Genomic DNA, 25,081 nt, shown 5'->3' on the forward strand with positions numbered 1-25,081 from the left:
TTTTTATCGAAGTTTTAAAGTCGCTAATCCGCATAAAACAAACACTACAGTAATAATCCAAAATCTGACAATTATTTTTGGCTCTGACCATCCTTTTAATTCAAAATGGTGATGTAAAGGTGCCATTCGAAATAATCGTTTACCATGAGTGTACTTGAAATATCCTACTTGCAAAATGACAGAGATTGTCTCAATAACAAACAAACCACCCATCATTAATAAAACCAACTCTTCTCGAATCACTACAGCAACAATACCTAGCGCAGCCCCTAAGGCTAAAGAACCTACATCCCCCATAAATACTTGAGCAGGATAACTGTTATACCAAAGAAAACCAAGGCCTGCACCAACAATTGAAGAACAAAAAATGGTTAACTCTCCGGTATTAGGGACATAGGGGATACCCAAATAAGGTGCATAGACTGCATTGCTTGACGCGTACGCAAATATCCCTAAAGCTCCAGCAACCATGACTATGGGCATAATCGCTAATCCATCTAATCCATCAGTCAAATTCACTGCATTAGAACTTCCCACAATAACAAAATAACCTAGAACAGGAAAAAATATACCCAAACCTATAGTCAACGATTTAAAAAAAGGCACCGTTAACTGTGTATGTACAGGTAAAGCTGCATGCATATACAAATAAATTACTGCGATTAGTGCCACTACTGATTGCCAAAAATATTTCCAACGTGCAGGTAAGCCTTTACTGTTTTTTAGTACTAGTTTGCGATAATCATCAACCCAGCCAACAATTCCATTTCCTAAAGTCACTAAAAGAACAAGCCATAAACTGGGCTGTTGCAAATCGCCCCATAACAAGCAACTCACCGTAACTGCTAATAAAATCAACACTCCTCCCATAGTTGGAGTGCCTGCTTTGGATAAATGTGATTGAGGTCCATCATCTCGTACCATCTGACCTATCTGCAAGCCACGTAACCAACGAATCATAATAGGACCACACACTAATCCTACTATAAGAGCAGTTAAAGAAGCTAAAATAGATCTAAAAGTCAGGTATTGAAAAACTCGTAACGCATGATATTGTCCTTGAAATAACTGCGTTAGCCAGTAAAGCATAAATTGTTCCTCTCGTTAGTGCCAATGATGAGTTCTTATTTTAAATAATGCCCAACAGGTTAATGGGCCAAAAAGTGGCCAAGCATACCATAAACATACAATCCATTCAGCATTCTGTAAAAAAATTCTTGAACCCGTAATTCAATACATTCAATAGACCACTCGCATAACAGCATCTTTTGCCTAATTATGGCGTTGTAAGTGTTTCTGCGGTACATATTTACTCTTAAATATAAACCTCAGCAATGCTTACCCCTTTGCACCCAGACAAAATCGACTAGTAGTGCAAGCCGTCTCATGATGAACGGATTCAAACACAATTTAATTTATACAAGCTGATGTACAATTTTTTCCATGGCACTAGAACGAGATCCTTTAACCAAAACCACAGTGTCAGCTGATAATTTTCCAACTAGATTTTGTACAAGCTGTTCTTGGCTAGCAAAATACTCACCACCAACTCCAAATGCCTCAGCAGCTAATCTGCTCTTAGAACCACAACAAAGGAGTTGATCAATGCCCAAACGACGTGCAGCAATCCCAACTTCTTGATGATGTTGAGTCGCCCACTCCCCTAATTCTCCCATGTCACCAAACACAAAAATTTTTTTCCCGGGGCGCTCTGCTAATACTTCTAACGCAACCAAAACTGAGCGTAAATTTGCATTATAAGTATCATCAATTACTGTAGATTGATTTTTTCCAGCAAGAACAGTCAAGCGGCTTTTTACTCCGCCAAAGAGGTTCAACCCTTGTTGAATCTCTTTGGCGGAAATACCGATAGCATGACAACAAGCAGCTGCAGCTAATGCATTACGAACATTATGTAAGCCAGGGACTTTTAAGTGAATATCTGCTCGCCCATTAGGAACTATTAAAGAAAACTGTCCACAACCTTGGGTATCTAACTGGACATCTTGGGCATAAATATCTGCAGGATGTTCTATAGAGAAACGAAGTACTTTTTTATCCAGCAACAATTCATCCCAGAAATGTGCATAAGCGTCATCATCATTGACTACCGCAGTCCCCGCGGAAGATAAACCTTGATGTATTTCTCCTTTAGCGCGGGCCACACCATCTATAGAACCAAAACCTTCCACATGCGCTGGAGCAATGTTATTAATTAAAGTAACATCAGGATGAACAATTGCCACCGTATGCGCAATTTCACCTGGATGATTTGCCCCTAATTCAAAAACGGCATAACGATGTTGACTGTTGAGCTGAAAAACACTTAATGGGGCGCCAATATGATTATTGAGATTTCCTTTGGTAGAATGCGAGGGGAAAGGCAAAATAGCAGCAATCATTTCTTTTGTGGTAGTTTTCCCATTAGAACCAGTAAGCGCAATAACTGGACAATGTATATTTTGTCGGTGCGCAGCTGCTATCTTAGCCAATGCTTGAATTGGATCAGGAACAACAAACTGGGGGATATGTACTCCATCTACTATGTGGCTCACTATGGCAGCTACTGCACCGCGAGCTTCAGCTTCTTTAATAAAATCATGACCATCAAAACGCTCTCCACGAATAGCAATAAATAAATTACCCGATTTGAGTTCGCGACTATCAATACAAATACCAGTAAGTTCAGTATTAATCTGGCATGATTGGGCAAGTAATGCAGCAACTGTATTTAGATTCATAATAATAAGGCATGGCTAAAACTCTAGTGTACTAACACTTGAGCTTAGAGTTCAAGGGGAATAATAGTATAAATTATTGCACAAAAATACCCAGCATTGACATTTAGAGGATTGCTGTAAGTTGGGCTTCGCACAGAAGAGCGTAGCCCAACCTTGTATTTCAAGGTCAAGAGGATAAAGCCACCGATTCAAAAGATGGATTTATTTGTAATGACTGATAATAACGAGAAATTCGCTCTTCTGTTAACGGCTTACGTCGATCGTCCAGCAAATGCGCATCTAACTCTTCACTTAACTGTCGCGCAGTTTCTAACATAACCGCCAATCGTTCTTTATCAATACCTGAATTTTTTGAAGAGTGCATATATAAACATAAACCACGTACACTAAAAGCACCTATATTTTGTAAGTCAAAAACCCCTGTTGCTGTTGCTGCTGCTAAACTAAACAATACCGGCCCCTGACCATTTGAGAACTGATGGCGATGGAATAAATGTCCTTCACCAAAGCGTAAACCAACTGCTAAAACTGTTTGTAACAACTCATACCCAGCAAATTGCCTATTTTCCTTTGCAAGCAGAAATATCATTAAAGTAGAAGAAACATCATCTTTTGATGTCGTTTGTATTTCTGTTTTTGGTTCTGGTTTAGCGTCAATTTTTAATTTGACTTCATTTTCAGCATCTTCTGGCAACAAACGAGGAGATGAAGCCTTTTCAGTAGACTTTTTAATTAATTGCAAATCCTCATTTTTTTCTACTTTATTCTCTAAACCAGAAGTTACATTGACTTTACGTACAGCAATGATGTCATCATTAAAATTCTGCGCACCAGCTGCATTCTTCTCGGATACTCCCAGACTGGGTTGGTAACGTTCTGGACTTAAGCTCTGTTTTCGAGCCTTCATTAAGCGCCAAATTGCTACAATGACACCAATCAACAACAGGACATTAAGAATTAAACTCCAATTTGCCTGCATCATCTACTCCATCGCCAAAGCTTGTGTTACATCAACCGCAACCAAGCGAGATACCCCAGGTTCACGCATAGTTACCCCAATCAAATGATCCGCTAACTCCATCGTAACTTTATTGTGTGTTATAAAGAGAAATTGCACAAATTGTGACATTTCTTTCACCAAAGTGCAAAAACGCCCCACATTTACATCATCTAAAGGTGCATCTACTTCATCCAACATACAAAATGGTGAAGGATTTAACTGAAAAATAGCAAATACCAATGCTACTGCAGTCATTGCCTTCTCCCCTCCAGATAACAAATGAATCGTACTATTGCGTTTTCCTGGAGGTTGTGCCATTACTACAATACCAGCTTCCAACAGATTATCACAAGTTAATTCAAGCTGTGCTCTTCCCCCACCAAACAGCCGTGGGAAAAGTGCTTTAAATGAGGTATTTACTTCCTCAAAAGTATTTTCCAATCGCAATCGGGTTTCTTTGTCCATCTTTTCAATGGCAGATTCCAGAGTTGCCAAAGCTTGGCTTAAATCATTATATTGTTCGTCTAAATATATTTTACGTTGCTGCTCAGTAGCAAACTCCTCAATTGCCGCTAGATTAATTGCCCCTAAACGTTTAATTTTCTCTGCAAGAGCAATTAATTCATCTTCACGTATGCTTTGGGTTATACCCTTTGGTATCTGCTCTAATACGACTTGGGCTCGTAATTCAGACTCCTCTAATGATTCTTGTACTGAGCTTGCTCGCACTGCTAAAGCTTGCTCTTCCATACGAACTTGTGCGATGAGCTCCTGAATGCGTTTGACCTCAAAATCACAGTTTAAAATATTTTTCTCACAATCTTCAAGCTCCATTCTCAACTGTAACAATTGCTCTCTGCTTAACGTTAATTGTGACTCTAACTCGCTATGTTTTTGTAATTGTTGTGCTAGTTGACCTTTAAGTTCTATTCCTGGTTCTTCAGTTTGCAAACAAAGCAACGCTATATGCTCAAGACGTTCTTGCAAAATATCTAAACGTTCTTTTTCTCTCTGAATACGCTCTTCAAGCTGTTGCATTTTGTTTTTTTCTCGATCATATTCCAGCTCTGCATGATGCAGCTGAAATCGAGATTCTTCTACTTGTTTCTTTTTTAATGTTAAGCCATCTAACCATGCTTGTTTTTCGCATAAACATTCTTCTTGTCGCTGCTCATATTCACGACATTGCTCTTCTAAGGAATGCAATTTTTCTTTGATATGACATTGTTCAGCTGCAGTTTCTTCCAGAATAAATTGCAACTCCTCACATTCTGCAGTTAAAGTAATTACTTGTTTTTCTGCATGAAAAATCGCTTGTTCATTACTACTTAGCGCTGAACTATTTGTCCTTAATGCTTCATTACTAGCATTGACATTGAGCTGTTGCAATTCAACATCTTTTAAACCCTTTTGTAATTCTAGATGAGTATGATCACGTTCTGCTCTTAGCACATCTATCCTTTGTTGTAACTCTTGAACGAGCAATGACAAATCTCCGATTTTTTGTTGGCGTACCAAAAAACCTACATCATCTTGTTCTCCAGAATTAACAAATTTTACCCATCCTTGTCCCAACCAAAAACCTTCTGGAGTAATAATCGATTGATATTCCTCTAATTCAGGCAACCAGCTTAATGCTTCGTCAAAATGTTCAGCCGTATAAATATGTTCTAATGGAGATACATTTGCAGGTATTGGTCCATATATTTTATCCATAAGACGTGGACGAGCATTAGACTGAGTGCTTCTATTTCTCAAAGTAACAACGCATTCACCCTGGCGTTCACAATTTGCGCGTTGCGGCCATAGTTCATCAAAAGTTTCTAAAACATAGGCATGCAATGTTTCATTCAATACTCGCTCACACGCAGTTTGCCATTTACTCTCGACCTGTAAAACATCCATTAATCGTGGTTTTTCAAACCACTCTTGAATGCCTTTTTTATTTTTTTTCACACCTTGTCGCGCCGCACGTTGAGCTGCCGTTAATGCAGCATGCTCCGTATTCGCTCGATGAAAATCATCTTGCACGCCATGTAACTGCTGCTCGATTTCTTGTAACTTAGTACGTAATTGCTCTGTATTTTCTTGGCTTTGACTTAATTGGCGTTCATCAAACTCTTGATCGGCAACGAGCTTAATACGTTGGTCTTGTAGTTTTTTTTGTACCTGTTGCAATTCGCTTACAGAGATAGATTCTTGCTCTAATTTAAGTTTTTCTAGTCTTAAAAGCGTTTGTTGATACTTTTCTTCTAAATGCTGTGCTTGCACTTGGGCCACTTGAAATTCTCTTTTTAGATTGTTGGCATGCGTTTGAACTTCTTGCCACTGTAGCTCCCATTGTGTCTGCTGTTTTTGATTTTGTTGGTAATCGACATCTTGCTCCTTAAATTGAACGCCTAATTGTTCAAGCTTCTCTGCTAAGTTTTGAGCATTCTGTTGGCAACAAAGCAAATCTTCTTTATCCTGTTGCCATTGTTCCGCAATAGCCTGCCAATCCGCTTGCATTTGCTGTTGGTCTTGCTCCAAGCGTTTCTTCTCGCGTATTTGTTGCTGGATGGTTTCTTCCAAACGTGCAATTTCAGTACCTAATTGGTAAAAACTGGCTTGAATTTGTTGGGTTTGCTCATCTACATCATAAATTTTTTCATTTAAAATAATACGTTCTTTATTCACTTTGGTGAGTGCACTTTGTTGCTGCTCATAATGCACTGCCAAATCCTGTAGTTGCTGCTGTTTTGCTTCTTGTTGACTGACCAAATCTTGCCATTTAAGTGCCAAAATCTCTGCACGACATAAGTGTTCTTCATCTTTAAGAATGAGATAACGTTCTGCTGCTTTGGCTTGTCGCTCCAAACGTTGTAATTGTTTGTCTAATTCATCGCGAATGTCTGCTACTCGAGTCAAATTTTCACGTGTATGAGCAATACGTTGCAAAGTCTCACGCCGACGTTCTTTATACTTAGAAACTCCAGCAGCCTCCTCAAGAAAAACCCTTAGCTCCTCAGGTTTCGCCTCAATAAGCTGAGAAATAGTACCTTGCCCAATAATTGAATAACCACGAGCCCCAGCTCCAGTACCAAGAAAAATGTCTGTAATATCTTTACGACGACACCGGCTCCCATTTAGGTAGTAAGAAGAATCACCATCACGGGTAACTACGCGCTTGACTGCGATTTCGCCATAACTGGCAAAAGGGCCGGTTAAACGTCCAAGACTGTTATCAAATACTAATTCAACTGAAGCTTGACCTACGGATTTACGATGAGAAGAGCCATTAAAAATGACATCAGTCATTGATTCGCCACGCAAATTTCGTGCAGAGCTTTCCCCCATGACCCAACGCACGGCATCAATGATGTTTGATTTTCCACAACCATTCGGGCCAACAACCGCTACTAATTGACTTGGAAAATGCACTACCGTGGGATCAACAAAAGATTTAAAACCCGCTAATTTCAATTGTTTCAGATGCATAGGAATAGCAATTTAAACAAAATAAGGAATCATTATAACTGAGGATGAGCGACCTATCTATACAAGTATCAAACCTTAAGGTACCACCCTAAGTTTCGAGTCGATTTGCCACTTAATTTGACAAGAATTAAAATCTTTATATAATCACCTCCAATTTGATGCAAATTGGATAGATAATGAAGCATTTAGTTACCCGATCACTTAGCGCAATAACATTAGGTGCAATGATACTATTTTCGGGGCCAACTTTTGCAGAACCTCCTAATTTGGCTTTAGCAAAGAATGAGCTCAAAAATTATTATGACTCAGGAGATTACCAAAAAGAGCTAACGCAAGTTATTCAGAAAGCCCAAGAATATATCAATCAACAAGCCAATCTTAATGAAAAAGAAAAAGCTCCCAATAAACTTGCGATTGTTTTAGACATTGATGAGACCAGCTTATCTAATTACAATTCAATGATTCAACGTGATTTTGGTGGGAATCGAAAGCAATATCATCAAGACATAATGGCTGCAAATGCCCCAGCCATTAAGCCTATGCTTGCTTTATATCAAGATGCCCTTGCTCATAATGTCACAGTATTTTTTGTCACCGGAAGAAATGAATCAGAGCGCAAAGCTACAGAGCAAAATTTAATAAAAGAAGGCTATAGTCAATGGGCTGGTCTCTATTTACGCCCTATGGATTACTCATCCAAATCCATCATTCCATTTAAATCGCATACACGAAAAACAATCACGGAAAAAGGTTATACAATTGTTGCCTCCATAGGTGATCAATACAGCGACCTAAAAGGCGGGTATGCTCAAAAAGTATTTAAATTACCGAACCCCTATTACTATTTACCTTAATCGATTTTCATAGAGCTATCATCAGAGTCAATTTGATAATTATCCTGAGGTACTAACTTGTTCAAAATAAGAGACATCAATAAACGGATTTGTTGCTCATACATAGAACGATCATAGCCTCCTTCTAAGCCCCAATATACTCTCTCAATATGCTCCCTATTTTCTTGAACCATTTGAAAGAGATTCTCATAAAAATAAGTTAAATCCGCTTCATTAAAACGTGTTCTTTTTGCTTCTGCTTTACTCATTAACTTGCCATCAACAAATTTTCCGCAATAAGCTGTTTCAGCTTCATGAGAATCCCAACCCGTTGGTAAAAAAAGTGCTATTTTCTGACCTTTTTCTTTTGCGCTCTCTATTTGAGCTTCGATTTCCTCTAGAGCAAAAACCAAAGCAGGGTGAATGGTTCCAGGTTTACGAGTTGTGACGCTTAAATCTACAGCAAAATACTGTAAATTTCCCTTTGCCCATGAATGAATTTCTTGTCCCTCATCCTTACCCTTTTTCTTGAATAATTTATTGATAAAAGAATTATCCTGTTGAGGATAAACACGTGAATCAAAAATATCGATATGGCATATATCCATATCTGTAGCAGATTTCATTAAAATATTGCATAAACCATCATCGCGATTCACATCTGTTCCTATAATAATGTGTTTCAGTGGTTTCTTGTGTAAGCTTTGCACGTATTTAAGTAATATCGCTGTTTTATTCAAAATACAAAACCCACTACCCTCATTACTATAAGCATGATGCGTTGGTAACCCAAAAGAAAAATGGATTTTTCCTGAATGTTCTAAGGTCATTGCTATATCTTTAATTAAGACTTCTAAAGTTTTAGGCGTAATTACAATATCTGAGCTTAATTGTTTCCATCCTTTATGCTGCGCTTGGATGCAATCAATAATAATTTGCTGTAGATATTCTAGAGTATGAACTTTTAGTATGGCATTAAGTATCGTATCTTCTTCAGGAATTTTAGCAAAACATTTTAATGCGGCTTGCACATCTCCTTTATTCATTGCAGTAAATAATTGACTCCAACAGCGAGGCAACTTAACTTGATCCGTATCCATAACTGATAAATCGGAATCACTAACGCAAATTTCTGAGATTAATTGGCTCATATGCTTTAAGCGATTGAACTGATCTTCTTCAGCACCAGCAGGCATTCCATGCATTTGATCGATATCATTAAATGAGGGAATTTGAATACAGCAGTCTTGAGTTTTTGCTTCATGCACTCCAGAAGAAGTTCGTTGTCTAAAAAAATATTGATGCATCATCTTGATTATCCCAGAAATAAAAAGATATTGGGCTTTTACTAAAGCCCCAAAAATTCTATGCCATACCTTTAATTATAGAGTATGGCAAATGGTTTCATGCAAGAAATGAATTAATGGTAGGTAACAGAATGCTCAACGTCTTCTTTAACATCGATAAGTCCCTGAGATAAACCTTGGCGTTGTCCAGATTTAACTGTATTTGGACCTGTAAAAAAGGTTAATCCAATTCCTGTGGCAGCAGCCACGGTAGACGTAACCCCTAAAACAACTTGGGTTTGCAATAAACTCAACCCCAAAGCCATTCCCACAGCACTTAATGCAGAACTAGAACCAAACGTAGTCACAAGACCTGCAATACTTGCACCAATAAGTAATACGCCTAAAGCAATAAGTATACCACCTAAGACTTGCTTGCCAACTGAAGGGCTCCCAGAAGCATATTCAGCAATATCACCTAAACGTTTTGCGGCCTGCATATCATTAGGATTATTGAGTGCTTCTGTTAAAACACAAACTGCTCTACCATAAAAATGGTAATCTATGAGTTCCTGTTTTTGTTTTTTCATTGCGACTTCAGCCTCAATTAACTCAGCCGCATTCATAATATGTTTTTGCAGATCATTGGTCGAAACATTGTTTCGTTTTAAATGAACCAACCCGTCATTAAAAATTTGTTCTTCTATATTTTCTAATTGTATCGGTTGAATTGCAAAAACGCCTAAGTTTGCGTTTTTAGATGAGTCAAACCATGCATTGGCACTAAACCCCGTTTGCCAAGGCTCAGGCAAATCCCCATCTTGAAGCACATGTGTACTTTTCACAAGCTCCTCTAGCGTTTTTTCAAATGCAGTATCTTGGTTTTCTTGTTTTACTCGAGAATACATATCCCAGATAAAGCCACATAAGCGCAAATAGTTAGTTCGATGTGTGGGCTGAAATTGCAATGCCTCAGGATTATACCCACTTTCATAACGAGTTAACTCACCTAACCCGTAACGTGCGGCAATCAAGCTAATCCGTACTTGCGGAAAAAGACCAGTAAGATGCGTATCTTCATAGTCAGTAAATGCTTTTTGCAACTTATTAGCTAATGTTTGCACTAACTTGAAAGGATTTTCATGCAAAGTCCGTAAAAATAATTCGGCGTCACGTATGTGCTTGTTTAAAAATGATTTCCGAGATTGAAGCTGAGCCAACTCAGTATTTGCTTCATTGATTCCTCGTTCATAAGGTCGCATTTGATTTTGGAGTGAGATACGCTCTGCCTGTAAACGCCCTAATTCAGTTTGTAATTGACTTCGGTTCCATTCTCTTGCGAAATCACCTACATAATGCAGCACCCCATCTCTATGATGATGGTGGTGACGATCATGATGATGATCATGCATATGATGGAGCATATCTTGGGTGGCACTGAAATCTGCATTAGTAAGTTGGCTTTGCGTGATTGAAATAAGGCGGTTTGTGGTATCCAGTTGTCGCTGAAGGGGATTAAGAAACTGCTTTTGTTCTTCAACGAAATGTGATTTTTCCGATATTTGTAACTGTACTTGCAGTAATTCTTGTTGCCAAGAGAAAAGATTAGCTTGATTATAAACTACAGGGCTAACTGCGGGCATAACGATCCTCCAAGGGGTTACATTATAAGCGCTACGCATTATACATACTGCAAATTATTAATTCAATGATGATATTTTATGATCAAATACCATCGCGTAACTGGAAAGTTCCTGCTATGGCGCGATCTATAAGCAAAGAGATACAATAGAAACTTCTGAATCAAAAATAAAAAACACGTTTGAGGATGCTGAGCCAATGACTGTGGCAAAAAAAGTTTCTGAATCTTATCTTTTTTCGCTGATTTTAATTTCAGCAATTCTTCTTGGAGGTCTCACCGGTTGTTTCTTTGGCCAAATAACTCATTATTTAAAACCTTTGGGTGAAATTTTTCTTAATCTCATTTTTACAGCAATTGTTCCATTAATTTTCTTTAGTGTCAGTTCCGCCATTGCACGTATTGGTTCTATGGGGAAATTAAGCAAAATTGCTTTTTATATGACGATTATTTTTTTATTTACGAGTATCATGGCAGCAATTTATGCTCTTTTTGTCGTTAATCTCTTTCCACCTGCTCAAAACGTTGTTTTACCGTTGACTGTGCCCGCAAAAACATCTACGCTGAGTTTTTTAGATCAGATTCCAGAAATTTTTACTGTTTCTGAATTCGGTCATTTACTTTCTCATAAACATATTCTTGCTTTAATCGTCTTTTCCATCTTTGTTGGACTTGCCGCATCCAATCTTCATGAAAAAGAAAAACCATTCATTGATTTTCTACAAGCAGGTGAAGAGATTTTCATGCGTGTTTTTACATTAATCATGTATTATGCTCCGCTTGGTTTTTTTGCTTATTTTGCCGTTTTAGTTCACGATTTAGGCCCGCAATTAATGACGAATTATCTTCGGGTTGGCATTATTTATTACTTTTTTGGACTCCTATATTTTATCCTCATCAATACCTTCTTTGCCTATTTGGCAGGAAAGACTCAAGGAATAAGATTATTTTGGCATAATATCTTTCTGCCCGCAGTTACCTCTATTGCAACATGCAGTAGTGCTGCAAGCATTCCTGCCAATTTAATTAGCGTCAAAAAAATGAAAGTTGCTCCTGAAATTTATGAAACAGTAATTCCTCTAGGCACTATTATCCACAAAGATGGTTCTGTAATCGGTGGCGTTTTCAAAATTGCTTTTTTGTTTGGCATTTTTCATTTAAATTTCTCTGAACCTAGTGTTTTACTCACTGCATTAGGAATTTCTTTATTGGTTGGCACCGTAATGGGGGCAATTCCTAGTGGAGGAATGCTTGGGGAACTCCTCATTTTAAGTGTTTATGGATTTCCTCCCTCAGTGTTAATGATTATTGCTGCAATAAGTATTATTATTGATCCACTTGCTACTATGCTTAATGTAACATGTAACAGTGTAAGCTGCATGATGATTGCCCGTTTTGTGGAGGGTAAAAAATGGTTTACACACTCAACATCAAGGTAAATTATGCGTAATCATTCACCTTATAAAAAATTATGGCGTTCACGTAAAGATCGAAAAATTGCTGGAATATGCGGCGGGTTAGGCATTTATTTTGGTGTAGATCCAGTATGGATGAGAATAATTTTTATTATCTTTTTCTTACTTGGAGGAGCTGCATTCATTGCTTATATTATCTTATGGATAATCATTCCATTAGAACCCGAAGGCTGGCAAGATGCCTAATCAAGAGGAAAAAGTGATTCAAGGATTAATCGTATTTTTTATCAATTTATGTTTCATGATACCCAATGTATTTGCTGCAGAAAAAAACAACGCCATGCCGCTGTTTCAACATATTTTTTCGGTATGGACTGATGCCTTTAATCGTAAAGATTTAGCAGGTTCTTGTGATTTATTTTCTGTTCATGTAGAAGCTAATTACCAAGGAGCCCCTAGAAAAAACTATGAGTCGATCTGCAATGGATTTAAGAAAGTTTTTCAAGAAAACCGTGACTATAAATACCACTTTAAACTGCATCAGGTATATCATTCTAACGACATGGCAAGTGTTCGAGTCACATGGTATTTACAAATTTATAAACATGGAAAAGTTATTTCAAGAACTGTAGATGAGGGGCTGGATGTTTTTCAACGAGATAAACAAGGCCGTTGGAAAATTATTTATTATTTAGCTTATCCGAGCAAAAGCAGTTAACTTTCTGGCTGAAACAATACAAAGCGTCATCAAGACAAAATATCAATATCTTATCCTGATTACGCTTAATACATTATCATTCTTCTAATGCTAAAACAAATGATGAAGCATTTAAAACAGCAGCAATACGCAGTACCGATTGCACAGCAATTTTATCTAGCCCATGCTCTAATAATTGTCTTACATGAGAACTAATGCACATCCCACACCCATTAATCACAGATACTGCCAAAGCGAATAACTCAAAATCAGCTTTGGGCACACCTGGATTTAACATACCATTCATACGTAAATGAGCTGGTAAAGTTGAAAGTTCCTTATTTTCTGCTAAATGAATTGCACGATAATACACATTATTCATAGCCATTAAAGCCGTTGCTGTTTTTATGGCCTGTTCTAATTCAGCTGAAAGAGAGACTGCTCCCTCTGTTTTAATCGCATTTATCATACTTTTATTGTTTAAGGTATAAGCTACAGCTAATGCAACACCATAAAATTGAGTATCAGTTAAACCAGACTGAGCAATATTACCAAATAGAGTACTCAAATTAAGACGAATGTCTTTAGCAAAATCAGGAATCATCTGTTTTAATTGTTCGATAGACATAATCCGCTCCTTTAACATACTCCTGCCTCATTCGCAGGAGTATCTCGTTTTATAATGTTTCACCACCAATAGGACGATTACAAGGACACAACTCATCAGTTTGTAACGCATCTAAAATACGTAACACCTCTTGAGGATTACGACCTACATTGAGTGAGTTCACGCTAACATGCTGAATCACATTGTTTGGATCAATAATAAATGTTGCTCTTAATGCACAACCACTTTCTTCATCACGAACACCTAAACCATCCGTTAATTTTCCCTGAACATCTGCAAAGCTATATTGATTAAGCTGATGTAAATCCTTATGTTCTCTGCGCCAAGCCAATTTCACAAACTCATTATCTGTGCTTCCTCCTAATACCACTGCATCTCTATCATTAAACTCACCATTTAATTTTGCAAACTCAACAATTTCTGTTGGGCATACAAAAGTAAAGTCTTTAGGGTAGAAAAACACTATTTTCCATTTTCCTGGAAAGCTTTTTTCAGTAATAGTTTCAAAAGCACTTGCCCCATTCTCTTCATGATTGTTAAATCCTGGTTTTACGGCAACTAGAGAAAATTCCGGGATTTTTTGACCAATAGTTAACATAAATTTCTCCTCATTTGTTAGTTAATTAAATTATAGATAGGGTGTATAATTATATAAAGTGAATAAAATCGATTTGATTAATCGAAAAAAACGATGAATAAGTTAATTAGTTTAAAACAACTCCATTATTTGATTACCCTATATGATCACCAGCATTTTGGTCGTGCAGCTACCGCATGTTTTATTAGCCAATCCACTTTGAGCGCTGCTATTACAAATCTTGAAGAAACTCTAGACGCTCAACTTTTGGAAAGAGATCATAAAACATTTCTATTTACTTCTTTAGGGGAAGAAATCGTACGTCGGGGTCGACTCATGCTTCAACAAAACAATGAATTAGTCGATTATGCGAAAAATCAGGGAAAAGCAATGCAGGGAAAATTTTATCTTGGTGTTATCCCTACCATTGCTCCATTTATTTTAAACGATCTCCAAGTTTTGTGTCAGCAGCGTTACCCTGATTTATCTCTATTCATCAGAGAAGATACAACAGATAATGTTTTAAACTACTTGGGTGAAGGAAAACTTGATCTTGTTATATTGGCTCTTCCCTATCCAACAGCGAACTTTCAAACAAAAATATTATGTAATGATTATTTTAAACTTGTTTTACCTAAAAGTTGGTTGCATCAAGGATTTGATACGGAAATAACAAAGTTACCAGAAAACAGTATCTTTCTCTTGGAAAAAGAACATTGCCTAACTGAACATACACTACAAGCCTGTCAACTTAAAGAAAGTGAAAAAATCAATTCATTTTTTGCTACCAGTTTGCATACCTTAATCCAAATGGTAAATCACCAGCCAGGCATTACTTTTTTACCTAACTTGGCGATTAACAGTCGTATTCTTGCAAACACCGATTTGGTTGCTGTTCCCTTAAAAAATGATCATCCTTATAGACAAATTGGCGTCGCGTGGCGAGCCACTTCTCACAGAATACAAAGCTATAACTTATTTGCAGAATTAGTAGCACAAATTGTCGCTGAAAAATGTGCTGATGCAGTACAAGGAACTCCATAACGCCCTAATCGACTTTTTTCATTATATTACATTTCTCCAAGTGCCCTTCCTGAGCGAAGTAAAGGAAGAGTTGCTGCTTCTGGAAGTAAATCATAAGGATGATGAGCGTTTTTGATTTGTTGAATCATCTCTTTTGTTTTTATTCCAATTTGACTTATTTCTTCTTTAAATTCTCCAACTAAATTATTAGGATTAATTTGGACTTTATTTTCCATTACAAACTGCTTTGTCTGATGGATCAATTCATCTAGAAAGGCTTTGCAACCCAACGATTTTTCATCTTTTACTAAACGTACCATACGTGCCATTTTGCGTTTATCCGATGCTTCATAAGGAAGTTCATATTCATTGGCAACATGTTGCATCAACTCCATTAGCCTACTTTCAATAGCATCTTTAGTACTATTGGGATTTTTTATCATGTCGATTAAGCCAAATGAAACAGCAAGTTCTTTTAAAGTGGTATTTTTTATCGTTAAATTTAAATTCCACATATCGGAATAAACAACAGTTTGTTGAATTAATGCCAATCCACTAAGAACAAAAGCGAGTTTATGTATAAAAGTATGAGCACTATAAATATTCTCACGTTCGGGTGAAAATAAGCTAGGAAGTGTGGTTGGAATTGCTGATTGTCGCAGTACCGTAAACAGTGGCTTCCATAAACATTGCTCCATTTGTTGTTGATAAAATGGACCGTGAACTTTGGTATGCAGGCGTAGTACTGGCAATATTTCCTTACCTAAGTTATTGAGTTCAGTTTCTAAACCATACCTTCTGACTAAAGAAATGGCGCGTTCTGGAAGATATCCTTTCAATAAATAAAACGACAACTGCTCCCCTAAACGTTTATTAATAATTTGGTTAACTTGATTCGTACCTAAGCAGCATTTTTCTATCAATGCCTTGAGGGTATCTTGGTCAATAAACGTTAACTCCTTTTTGTTTTTTATTAATAGTCGATTTATGATTGCTATAAGATCATCTGCTTTTTCTTGAGGAGTATTAAGTGCTCCTGCCTCTAAGGCGTGAACTAATCTACTTTTTTGTTGCAATAATTCCTCAGAAGAAAGCATCACACCATAGTCGTGACAGAATGCTTCTAAATAACCTAAGGCAGTGGCTGTATAAATTAAATTTTGATATTGGGTATGCCAATTGACTACCTTTAGGCGATCCAGATAGAAAGTCTCTGGAATAGTGTGTAATACCGTGTTTTCAGGTTGCTGCAAAACTGCAACTAATAATGCAGAAGATACATAAAATCCGAGATGTTGCGAACATAAAATGGGTAGATCAAGTCGATAATCTTGTGGTGCACTGACAAATTTATCAATCCATCCCAAAACAAATTGAAGATTAAATTGCTTTCCGGATAATCGTTCCTGAAATTTTCTTTGCTCAAAAGCAACGATATTTCTCGAAATTAATCCACGTGATTGATTAATTTGAAAATTATTGAGCTCTAAATTAATTTGCGACATTTTATAATAAATATAATCTAGAGCTTCTTTTAACAGGCTACTGGTGTCTTCAGCTTCATTCATTCGCTGATTTATATTTTTAAGAAAGAGCTTTGTTTCTTGTAAGTGTACTGGCGACTCTAAAAGCTGAATTTGCTCAAATAGTGCAGTAATAATTACATGTAATCCTTCTTGCAAACCCAATGTTTCAATTTGGGTCTTCATCGCTTCCTGACTAAAAATTTGCTGTAATTTAATAAATTGTTGCCTGTTATTAGGAGTAAACGTAGCTAGTATATTACGTATTTCACTCAATACATCAAGGATCAAACCTGTACTCTCTTGGGCTAAAGCTGTTATTGCTGCATTAATATCTTTTTGTGGACGTATGGTGCAGGCTTCAGAAGAAACGAGTAACTTTGGATTTAATGCGAGTTCATGGATTAATGCATCATTAGGCGAGGTTATCCATTTATTCGCTTCAAGTGAATCTTGAACCTTATTTAATTCTTCTGAAAGCATGCGAATGCCTTCTTCACCAAGCAAAGAGCTAAGCCTTTTTCTTAGTATTTCTTGTTGATTACCATAGCCTTCATAGAGTTCTAGCATCCTTGGATCAAGGCTATGTAGGGCTCTAAACCTTTGTGATTCTATTTCTAAATATTTAGCGATTAAAATTCTTGCAAGCTTATAGAGATTCTTAGACTCCCATTCAGTAAATGTTTCATAATATGCCATTTGCTTGTTATGAAAAGACGCTAAATAATCTCCACCCTCAGTCATAAAAAGAGAATCACTTTTTATTCTTCCACTATTTAAACTCAAAAGTACTTGGTCTGCAAAAGGAGTACTTTCTGCCAGAGGTGATATTGTGGGGAGAGCATCTTCTTTTAAATAAACATTACTCATAAATGCACATAAATCTTCAAAAGACTTGAGCATTTCTTCGGCGCGAGATAGCAAAAGCTCGTCAATATCTGTAGGAGCTTCAAAGAGTAATTTAGAATTACTAACAATCATATATGCTGCTAGAAATTGACGCTCTGTCTGATATACATTTGAGAAGCTCATACGAGAGGGTAAAATTATGTCTTTAGCCTGTTCCAGATGCATTAATAATTGATGGGTTGTTTTTAATGTCTTAGGCGCCAGAATGAATTTTTCTAATTGGGGAAAAGACTGCTCATGAGCTTGTTGAAGTGAAATCATATCGTGAACATAGTGAAATGATTCTAAAGCGGTTTGTTTTAAATGCAGCTTCTTCCACCATCGTTGGATAGTATAAGCAGCTCGGGCTAAATGAAGCTCCTGTTCAGTCTCTATAGTCGCTGTATGAGATTTAGAGGAGCTGAAAAATGAGCTTCTATCAATTTTTAATTTCATTCCATTCTCCTTTTTTTCCTATACTCCAATCTGGCCAAAATTAATTCTCTTTGTCAAGTTAAATGACCCAAAAATGATCTTATTTTTAGTGCAAATAGTTTGTTATTTAACGTGTGCTTGACATAAAAGGTATTTCTATGCCTTTTATATCGCAAAACGAATGTTATTCTGTATGCGTAGCATTTATCGCGATCCAGTTCTAAATAAAATCGGTTCGATATAAAAAATGACGTTTATTTTTACATCGAACTTACATTTATTTAGAGCCTGTTACCAATTGGTTCCCTCTTCACGCAATCAAGCTTTGCCAGAACCCAATGTTGGTTCCAGAGATTCATACCTTTTGGATCCCACATAGAAAAGCAGAGTACAGAAAGGGGCAACATAGGCTAATAGAGACCTTAATGGTCTATTTTAAATCGGAGTAATTTGGGTTTATTTTCAAAAAATAATTGGTTTCGTATTTCAATACGAAACCATGATACAGTCATTTATTAAAAAGTATTGACAATTGACCGCAGGATCTATTTTTTTGCCATATTTTTATTTTGGCCGTGACAATAATGATGACGATGATGAATTGGTAATAAAATACCCATTTTTTGATAGGTTTGTAATTGGGTTTTAGCCAATAACGTGCTTATTTTCAGTTCCACTGCGTTTCTTTTTTCCAGCAAGCTAGATATATCACTCCATTTTGCGTCCGGAGTAGCTATTTTACCTCTTATTTGCAAACTAAGCGCCCGTTTTTCTTTAATTAAGGGGAGCATTTGAGCTCGCAAATTTTTCTTAATTTTAACCAGCTCTACGCGCTGTTGTGGGGTCAATATTTTGTTCATGGAATGATGATATTGCTGCGATTGATTCGTGGAAGTAGCAGCACCACTTGCCGGTGGTTGGGCTGATGCAATTGAAGCCCCCAATAAACTCAAAGCCATACTATTAATTAATAAAAAACGCTTAATATTCATTTTTTTCTCCTGTTTGTTTCAATATTGAGTGTAATGAAACAATGTAATAGGAGTATGACAAATAAACTGTTTATTGTAACAACAATGTTACAATGCTGAATGCTAAGAATTTATTGGTATATAATGAAGATGAAGGAATAATAAATGAAGTTTATGCACCATCTCTTCAAAATTATAAGCACCATCTACGATATATCTATTCTCATCAGGTGATTCATGAGCACAAGAAAAAGTCATATATTAATTATTGATGATGATCAAGAAATTACGCATTTGATTAACGACTACTTAATTAAAAATGGTTTCCGAACCACATGGACATTGAATGGTTTGAATATCAAACAGTTACTAAGAGAAAATAATTTTGATTTGATTATTTTAGATATTATGCTGCCAGGCATCGATGGGTTGCATTTATGCCAGACGATTCGTCAAACACACAGTATGCCTATTATTATGCTCAGTGCAGCCAACAGCATAGCAGATAAGGTGGCTGGATTAGAACTAGGTGCAGATGACTATATATCCAAACCCTTTAGTTCTCGTGAGTTATTAGCCCGAGTCAAAGCTCAATTAAGGCGAACCCAAGGCGAACTTGAGATTGATCGTAAAAAGCTTACGCCATTACAACAAATACATTTTGAGGATTGGATTCTTGATCGCAACACCCATTCATTGATCGATAAGGATTCTGTTGCAATCCCTTTAAGTCATCGTGAGTATGAGCTGTTAATCATTTTTTTAGAGCATCCAGGACGTATTTTAAGCCGTGATCAACTCATGGACTTATTATATGATAAGAACTTTGACTCACAAGATAGAACCATTGATGTCTTAATTGGACGCTTGCGTAAAAAAATAGAAATTGATCCACGCAATCCACGTTTATTATTAACAATACGTGGTGGAGGTTATCAATTCAAAACTAAGGTTGATTGGGCATGAGTCAACTTACTAAAACAGCAAAAAAAACATTCATTGGATTAATCCTAGGTAATCTTTTAATTATTTTTTCTTTTATGCAGTTGGGAAAATATTATTATGAGAATATTCGCTCCCCTCTGCCTCCCAAAGCCGTTCGATCTTTAGTCCACTTAGTGACACTGCTACAAAAAAATCCTCAATCTTTATGGCCTGTAATTTTGCGCAATCAAAGTACTTCCTGGGCCGAAATAACATTATCTCCTAAACCTTTATTTAATAAAAACGCTCTATTAACTTTAAAAACCCCTATACTTTTTAATTTAATCAAACAAACTAATAAATTAGAGTTTTCTGCATTTATAAAAGAAAATACTTGGCTGAACATTCGCGTCATCTCTCCTTTCCCAAGAGAAACAAATTCAATAATTAGCTTGTTTCTTATCTTAATTGGCATCTTATTTTTCATTAACTACTGGGCCGTTAGGACATTGAATCAACCCATACATACTTTAATTCAAAGCCTTCATTATAGTGAGCATCAAGAGAATTGGTTGCCTATTCCCGTCACAGGAAATCAGGATCAAAGAGCTATTTTTAAAAAAATTAATGATCTACAAGAAAAGGTGAATAAGCTTTTGGCAAATCGTACTCGCGTAGTTACTGCAATTTCCCATGATTTACGCACCCCACTTACCCGTTTAAAGTTACGCGCCGAATATCTAGAAAATGATCCTAATTACAGCAAAATAATGGCTGATATTAATGAAATGGAACTTATGATTCGGGAGACACTCGATTATTTTAGAGATATAAATGTTGAAGAAAAGCCTCAGTTATTTGATCTAGTAGCCTTAATTTCATCATTAAAAGAAGATGCTACGGAACTCAATTATGATGTAAGCTTTATGAGTGACAATCCAAAATTAGTGTATTACGGTACTGTTAATTTACTGAAACGGGCTTTTAATAATTTAATTAATAACGCGGTGCATTATGGCTATAAAGCCATGATTCATCTTTCTTGTTTAGAAAATAAAATAGAAATTACAATTACAGATCAAGGACCAGGATTAGCAGAATCTGATCTCGAGCAGGTTTTTTTGCCTTTTTATCGTAGCGAAAGTTCTCGTTCACGTAGCACTGGCGGTACTGGTCTTGGATTAACCATAGCTCGAGAAATTATTCAAATGCATCAAGGCGATATCACCCTCACTAATAACATTCAAGGTGGCTTAAAGGTAATTATTAACTTACCCATAAAGCCCCTTTAAAAAACCTTAACTCACTTTAGCGGGTAAACTTCTAATATCAGGATTTTTTGAATATGCATCAAGAATATCGTTAATTAATTGTTCAATAATACTTTCTTTCAGTTCATCTTCGATTAAACCAATTTTTTCTTTCATCGCATTCAATCGATTTTCCACTTCTCTAGCAACCGAACCATTAGGAAACAATACGGCCAAAAGACGCCTAGCTTCCCCAGGACCAAGGTGACGATATAGATGATTTCGCACAGTAGCATCTTCAGCTGTAGTACTAAAAGCCCATAGCTCTACTGGTCCTAAAGTAAGAGTAAGTAACTGCACATTTACTCCTGTTTTAGTCGCATATTGCGCCAAGAAGGTTGCTCCTCCTTCTCTAGGTCCATGCACTCGTGTACGCAAGGCTGTTTTCGCTGTGTCAGAAAGCCCGAATATTGATGTTGTTTTCTCTATTGCTTGTGATGGACCTGCATCCATAATGTAAATAGAAGTGGCGAAATCTATCATTACTGGATCAAAATCATCTACTGATTGAGACAGTAACGCAATTTGTACTTTCCATTTACGTCCTTCCCGCATATCAATAATTACTTGCTCACGAACCGCGGAAGATTTTGAAGTACGATGGAACTCATCATAAACAATGCGTTTATGATCTTCACGAATTTCCTGAACTCTTTGTTTATGATATTCCTTATATTGTTCTGGTATATTATTCAAACTTTCTTCGGTTAAATAATAATGCCTTGCTAAAACATACCGCGCCAACATATACATAACAGCGGTTTGTCTGTCTGCGGCATCACCACCGCTTTTAGCCACTTCATCCAGGTCTAGTGATACAACTCGCGCATCTCCGATATCAAAACTACTGACGCGTGACAATATAGGATATTCACGAACTGCCGCAGAGATCATTCTCGAAAATGCATTGATTAATGATTCGCCAGTAGGCGCAGTAATTCTTTCATACAAATCTTCAATAGATGGAGTTCTACAAATTGATGCCGCATCCGCCAATAAAGGCATTGCATATCGTTGCGCCAACATCGCTTCATGCGTAAAACCAGCTGAATAAAGTGAATCTGTTACTTCCCACCATGTTGATTTTGAATCACGGACAAAACCAATTTCCTCTAAAATACTGTCAATAAATTCTTCTACCCCAGGAGAGTAGGGTGAAGGATTATATTCATCAGCTAAACTTTTGTATAATTCGTCCACCACCATACCTGCAAGATCAGGCATACCATCGTAAGGTTTTTCAGCACCTAAGGGTGTGGTTAGTAAAGTAATAAAGTTAACTAAAAAGGCGCGTTCTAACGCCGTAGGATACCGACAACCTAACTGCGTATCAAAAGGATTAATCGAATATTCAGGTGTCATTCTTAAACGATGATAAGCAACCAAGTGTCGTTTCGAAGCGGGCAATGCTTCTTTCAATAATGAAATAAGTCCACTACTTGATGGACCAATATCAATAATTGCGATACGCGGCAGACGCAGTAAACCGCCGGATAAGCATAAAGCAAGATTGATCGCATTTGATAATACAGATTTACCAGAACCTGGGCGTGCATAAACCAAGTCAATCCATGTAGTTTGTTCTGTTGATCCCGGCTGGAAAGGCCAAGGTTTTCCATCAGGTGTTCTAAAAAGTAATGCTCCTTTGGTCCAAGGTGAAGCAGGACGTGTTATGGGTAACATAGAAATTACTGAGCTAAGGGGCGCGACTGTTGGAACTGCTGTACTGTTGAGAGTAGCCCCTAACATACTGGAAACAAAGCCTCCAAAAGGGTCTCCACAAATTTCAGAAACATCTGTTGAACCCCATCCTTCAATCGCTTTCACTAATTCTGAACTTCTTTGACGTAATAAAGCCAATCTGTCCTCAGGTGCCCAAGTTGACGCAACAACTCGTAAGCGAACTATCGATTCATCCGTGTTAAGGTGTATGTATTTTAATAAATTTACTGAATCACTAATCAAACGATTCTGTGCTGAACTAAAACTTAAAATTGCGGCTAAGAGCCCTTTTAGTTTGATAGTTGAAAGTCCTTCACTTTCAATTAGAAATGAAATTCTCCAGGGAACATGTGAAGGTAATATACGGGCAAATAAATGAATAAAAGGTCTTATATCCTTAGGAAATAAATCAATAAATGTTGAGGAATAAATCTTATCTCCGACCCTAATTGTGCGCAGATCCAAGACTTCCGCATCCCGAGGAAAAATTTGTTTTGCTAACGAGGGCCATAATAAGTCCGAAGCATCACCTTCAAATTCACTGATTTCTCTAATTGTAATTTTGTCTCCAGGTAAACTGGCGCGCCAATCATCAGCAGTAAAATCTGGATCTGCGGTCATACGAATCGCATGTACCGCATCATGAACTTCCATTAATTTCGCAAAAATATGCAGAGATCCCAGATCATTCATAATGGAGCGAACGTAAGCATCATGAGTATCTCGTAATTCGGGTATCGCTGCATAGATAGTTTGTGTATTCTTGAAAGGAGGGGCCTTCAGATCCTTAATCATTTGCGTTTTAGCTTTATTCGCCGCCTTTAATTGCTCTGATGTTAAATTAAATGGTCGCGTAATGAGCACAAAATAGGTACGCTCTTCCGCACAATACGTCGACATGTAGTTGACTCGCTCTTCAAATAAATCTGTTAAATTCAGTTCGAGTCGTTTAGCTGTTGCAACTGCAGGATCGTAAGTATCATTAATTAGTTTTTTTATATTTTGTTTATCATGACTAAAATAAACTTGCAAAGCGTGTCCCGGGCGCCCCATAGCAGCTTGAAATGCATTAGTTAACCCTGAAATCAAATGTTCAAACTCTACACTTCCTGCAAGTGCCGATATACCTTCAATTTTTAAAACAGACAATAAAGAACCATCATGATTTACTAATACAGTCGGACTATCAGCTGTTTCTAAATCAATATATGATTCTGTTGTTTGCTTAAGCGAAGTACTTAGCCAGGCAAAGAAAGTATCTATTCCCTCGAAAAAAGATTCTGACCAATGCGCCATTGTGTTCCTCACATTTAACTTGAAATTTCTTCTAAAGCACTAGCAGCCCATTTTTCAATTTGTTTGCGAAATTTCGCTCTGGAAGGCAATAGAAGTATATTTTTAAATAACTTAGATCTTCGTTCTTCATCTTGTATACCGGCATCAATTAGAAGTTGGCCGAATATAGCAGGATCACTTGTTCCCTCACCAAATTTTTCTTCAACTATTTGTGATCTAAATTTAAATCCTCGATAAATATTCTGTGCGCTGGATTTATATCCAGTGTCATTGGTAATAGCACAAAACAATACATGACATAAACTGTTTAATTCAGCTTGGCTAAGCTCTGGAAGATAAACTAAAGTTCCTCCACCATAACCACCAACACCTACTGATTCAATAAAAAAGCACTGTGCGCAAAAGCAGCATGCTGTCACTAAATTATCTAATTTATTATTCGTATAATTATTATCAAGATTTACTATTTCTTGAAATAGTCGAGCCTGAAACCCACAAAATTTACAGGTGTATCTATCTCTTTGAAATATTTTTTGCTCAAAAGCTCTAAATCGTTCATCAACCTTTCTGGCTGAATATAAACGCCATGAACCTGGCGTAGCCATTAATTTTAATTTAAATTTTTCTTGATTAACCGCCATATTTTTGGCTCACATGAATGCACTATTTTTACTGGCAATTATTCGCTGTCTATTT

The 25,081-nt window shown here is 36.9% G+C and carries 19 protein-coding genes; 7 read left to right on the forward strand and 12 right to left on the reverse strand.

Features of this window, described 5'->3' with window-relative positions; translation table 11 throughout:
- Nucleotides 1-3: 3 nt before the first annotated feature.
- From mraY to smc, 4 genes are all read right to left on the reverse strand, one after another.
- Complete coding sequence (gene mraY / locus DYH34_RS14195) at nt 4-1,089, reverse strand: phospho-N-acetylmuramoyl-pentapeptide-transferase (RefSeq protein WP_058465146.1); 1,086 nt, start codon at nt 1,087-1,089, stop codon at nt 4-6.
- A 326-nt stretch (nt 1,090-1,415) separates the two neighbouring features.
- Entirely contained in the window at nt 1,416-2,741 is a 1,326-nt protein-coding gene (locus DYH34_RS14200; RefSeq protein ID WP_058465147.1) for a UDP-N-acetylmuramoyl-tripeptide--D-alanyl-D-alanine ligase, read from the reverse strand.
- Nucleotides 2,742-2,907: 166 nt separating this feature from the next.
- Nucleotides 2,908-3,720, reverse strand: coding sequence for a cell division protein ZipA C-terminal FtsZ-binding domain-containing protein (locus DYH34_RS14205; protein ID WP_058465148.1), 813 nt, complete (start codon nt 3,718-3,720; stop codon nt 2,908-2,910).
- A 3-nt stretch (nt 3,721-3,723) separates the two neighbouring features.
- Nucleotides 3,724-7,218 carry a chromosome segregation protein SMC gene (gene smc / locus DYH34_RS14210; RefSeq protein WP_058465149.1) on the reverse strand — a complete coding sequence of 1,165 codons (3,495 nt, stop codon included), beginning with the start codon at nt 7,216-7,218 and terminating at the stop codon, nt 3,724-3,726.
- 176 nt (nt 7,219-7,394) lie between these two features.
- Between smc and DYH34_RS14215 the strand changes: the two genes are divergently transcribed.
- Nucleotides 7,395-8,072: an HAD family acid phosphatase gene (locus DYH34_RS14215; RefSeq protein ID WP_058465150.1), complete on the forward strand. Its 678-nt coding sequence runs from the start codon at nt 7,395-7,397 to the stop codon at nt 8,070-8,072.
- Here the strand turns inward: DYH34_RS14215 and DYH34_RS14220 are convergent.
- A complete protein-coding gene (locus DYH34_RS14220) occupies nt 8,069-9,361 on the reverse strand; it encodes an arginase family protein (protein ID WP_058465151.1) in 1,293 nt (430 codons plus the stop codon). The genes DYH34_RS14215 and DYH34_RS14220 overlap by 4 nt on opposite strands.
- Nucleotides 9,362-9,471: 110 nt before the next feature.
- A complete protein-coding gene (locus tag DYH34_RS14225; RefSeq protein ID WP_058465152.1) occupies nt 9,472-10,980 on the reverse strand; it encodes a CvpA family protein in 1,509 nt (502 codons plus the stop codon).
- Nucleotides 10,981-11,176: 196 nt separating this feature from the next.
- Here DYH34_RS14225 and DYH34_RS14230 point away from each other — a divergent pair, with 196 nt between their 5' ends.
- The 3 genes from DYH34_RS14230 to DYH34_RS14240 are packed head-to-tail and all read left to right on the forward strand — an operon-like array spanning nt 11,177 to nt 13,109.
- Nucleotides 11,177-12,415, forward strand: coding sequence for a dicarboxylate/amino acid:cation symporter (locus DYH34_RS14230; RefSeq protein ID WP_058465153.1), 1,239 nt, complete (start codon nt 11,177-11,179; stop codon nt 12,413-12,415).
- A 3-nt stretch (nt 12,416-12,418) separates the two neighbouring features.
- On the forward strand, nt 12,419-12,637 hold the full coding sequence (locus DYH34_RS14235; RefSeq protein WP_058465154.1) for a PspC domain-containing protein: 219 nt from the start codon (nt 12,419-12,421) through the stop codon (nt 12,635-12,637).
- Nucleotides 12,630-13,109, forward strand: coding sequence for a YybH family protein (locus tag DYH34_RS14240; protein ID WP_058465155.1), 480 nt, complete (start codon nt 12,630-12,632; stop codon nt 13,107-13,109). Before DYH34_RS14235 ends, DYH34_RS14240 begins: the two co-directional genes overlap by 8 nt.
- 76 nt (nt 13,110-13,185) lie before the next feature.
- Here the strand turns inward: DYH34_RS14240 and DYH34_RS14245 are convergent, their stop codons facing one another.
- On the reverse strand, nt 13,186-13,716 hold the full coding sequence (locus DYH34_RS14245) for a carboxymuconolactone decarboxylase family protein (RefSeq protein ID WP_058465156.1): 531 nt from the start codon (nt 13,714-13,716) through the stop codon (nt 13,186-13,188).
- Nucleotides 13,717-13,765: 49 nt separating this feature from the next.
- Nucleotides 13,766-14,314 carry a peroxiredoxin gene (locus DYH34_RS14250; protein WP_058465157.1) on the reverse strand — a complete coding sequence of 183 codons (549 nt, stop codon included), beginning with the start codon at nt 14,312-14,314 and terminating at the stop codon, nt 13,766-13,768.
- A gap of 93 nt (nt 14,315-14,407) precedes the next feature.
- Here DYH34_RS14250 and DYH34_RS14255 point away from each other — a divergent pair, with 93 nt between their 5' ends.
- Entirely contained in the window at nt 14,408-15,337 is a 930-nt protein-coding gene (locus tag DYH34_RS14255) for a hydrogen peroxide-inducible genes activator (protein WP_058465158.1), read from the forward strand.
- 26 nt (nt 15,338-15,363) lie between these two features.
- Here DYH34_RS14255 and DYH34_RS14260 read toward each other — a convergent pair whose 3' ends face one another.
- Entirely contained in the window at nt 15,364-18,183 is a 2,820-nt protein-coding gene (locus tag DYH34_RS14260; protein ID WP_162263065.1) for a TCP11-related protein, read from the reverse strand.
- 524 nt (nt 18,184-18,707) lie between these two features.
- The gene (locus DYH34_RS14265; protein ID WP_058465159.1) at nt 18,708-19,154 is read right to left on the reverse strand and encodes a hypothetical protein; all 447 of its coding nucleotides are present in this window, start codon (nt 19,152-19,154) and stop codon (nt 18,708-18,710) included.
- Between the two features lie 216 nt (nt 19,155-19,370).
- On the opposite strand from DYH34_RS14265, the gene DYH34_RS14270 reads away from it, so the two are divergent.
- Together DYH34_RS14270 and DYH34_RS14275 are read left to right on the forward strand one after the other, a co-directional pair.
- Nucleotides 19,371-20,099, forward strand: a complete 729-nt coding sequence (locus DYH34_RS14270) for a response regulator transcription factor (RefSeq protein ID WP_058465160.1) — start codon at nt 19,371-19,373, stop codon at nt 20,097-20,099.
- Entirely contained in the window at nt 20,096-21,349 is a 1,254-nt protein-coding gene (locus tag DYH34_RS14275; RefSeq protein ID WP_058465161.1) for a sensor histidine kinase, read from the forward strand. Before DYH34_RS14270 ends, DYH34_RS14275 begins: the two co-directional genes overlap by 4 nt.
- Nucleotides 21,350-21,355: 6 nt before the next feature.
- Here the strand turns inward: DYH34_RS14275 and DYH34_RS14280 are convergent, their stop codons facing one another.
- Entirely contained in the window at nt 21,356-24,385 is a 3,030-nt protein-coding gene (locus DYH34_RS14280; protein ID WP_058465162.1) for a type IV secretion protein IcmB, read from the reverse strand.
- A gap of 14 nt (nt 24,386-24,399) precedes the next feature.
- The gene (icmJ, locus tag DYH34_RS14285; protein ID WP_058465163.1) at nt 24,400-25,026 is read right to left on the reverse strand and encodes a type IVB secretion system protein IcmJDotN; all 627 of its coding nucleotides are present in this window, start codon (nt 25,024-25,026) and stop codon (nt 24,400-24,402) included.
- Nucleotides 25,027-25,081: the final 55 nt, after the last annotated feature.

The sequence above is a fragment of the Legionella cincinnatiensis genome (assembly GCF_900452415.1).
Lineage (GTDB): Bacteria > Pseudomonadota > Gammaproteobacteria > Legionellales > Legionellaceae > Legionella > Legionella cincinnatiensis.

What these genes read in the sequence shown, in the direction of transcription:
- DYH34_RS14245 (WP_058465156.1), bottom strand. Translation starts at nt 13,716, where the DNA reads ATGTCTATCGAACAATTAAAACAGATGATTCCTGATTTTGCTAAAGAC.
- DYH34_RS14230 (WP_058465153.1), top strand. Translation starts at nt 11,177, where the DNA reads ATGACTGTGGCAAAAAAAGTTTCTGAATCTTATCTTTTTTCGCTGATT.
- DYH34_RS14265 (WP_058465159.1), bottom strand. Translation starts at nt 19,154, where the DNA reads ATGAATATTAAGCGTTTTTTATTAATTAATAGTATGGCTTTGAGTTTA.
- mraY (WP_058465146.1), bottom strand. Translation starts at nt 1,089, where the DNA reads ATGCTTTACTGGCTAACGCAGTTATTTCAAGGACAATATCATGCGTTA.
- DYH34_RS14215 (WP_058465150.1), top strand. Translation starts at nt 7,395, where the DNA reads ATGAAGCATTTAGTTACCCGATCACTTAGCGCAATAACATTAGGTGCA.
- DYH34_RS14220 (WP_058465151.1), bottom strand. Translation starts at nt 9,361, where the DNA reads ATGATGCATCAATATTTTTTTAGACAACGAACTTCTTCTGGAGTGCAT.
- DYH34_RS14275 (WP_058465161.1), top strand. Translation starts at nt 20,096, where the DNA reads ATGAGTCAACTTACTAAAACAGCAAAAAAAACATTCATTGGATTAATC.
- DYH34_RS14270 (WP_058465160.1), top strand. Translation starts at nt 19,371, where the DNA reads ATGAGCACAAGAAAAAGTCATATATTAATTATTGATGATGATCAAGAA.
- DYH34_RS14250 (WP_058465157.1), bottom strand. Translation starts at nt 14,314, where the DNA reads ATGTTAACTATTGGTCAAAAAATCCCGGAATTTTCTCTAGTTGCCGTA.
- icmJ (WP_058465163.1), bottom strand. Translation starts at nt 25,026, where the DNA reads ATGGCGGTTAATCAAGAAAAATTTAAATTAAAATTAATGGCTACGCCA.
- DYH34_RS14255 (WP_058465158.1), top strand. Translation starts at nt 14,408, where the DNA reads ATGAATAAGTTAATTAGTTTAAAACAACTCCATTATTTGATTACCCTA.
- DYH34_RS14225 (WP_058465152.1), bottom strand. Translation starts at nt 10,980, where the DNA reads ATGCCCGCAGTTAGCCCTGTAGTTTATAATCAAGCTAATCTTTTCTCT.
- DYH34_RS14240 (WP_058465155.1), top strand. Translation starts at nt 12,630, where the DNA reads ATGCCTAATCAAGAGGAAAAAGTGATTCAAGGATTAATCGTATTTTTT.
- DYH34_RS14235 (WP_058465154.1), top strand. Translation starts at nt 12,419, where the DNA reads ATGCGTAATCATTCACCTTATAAAAAATTATGGCGTTCACGTAAAGAT.
- DYH34_RS14260 (WP_162263065.1), bottom strand. Translation starts at nt 18,183, where the DNA reads ATGAAATTAAAAATTGATAGAAGCTCATTTTTCAGCTCCTCTAAATCT.
- DYH34_RS14205 (WP_058465148.1), bottom strand. Translation starts at nt 3,720, where the DNA reads ATGCAGGCAAATTGGAGTTTAATTCTTAATGTCCTGTTGTTGATTGGT.
- smc (WP_058465149.1), bottom strand. Translation starts at nt 7,218, where the DNA reads ATGCATCTGAAACAATTGAAATTAGCGGGTTTTAAATCTTTTGTTGAT.
- DYH34_RS14280 (WP_058465162.1), bottom strand. Translation starts at nt 24,385, where the DNA reads ATGGCGCATTGGTCAGAATCTTTTTTCGAGGGAATAGATACTTTCTTT.
- DYH34_RS14200 (WP_058465147.1), bottom strand. Translation starts at nt 2,741, where the DNA reads ATGAATCTAAATACAGTTGCTGCATTACTTGCCCAATCATGCCAGATT.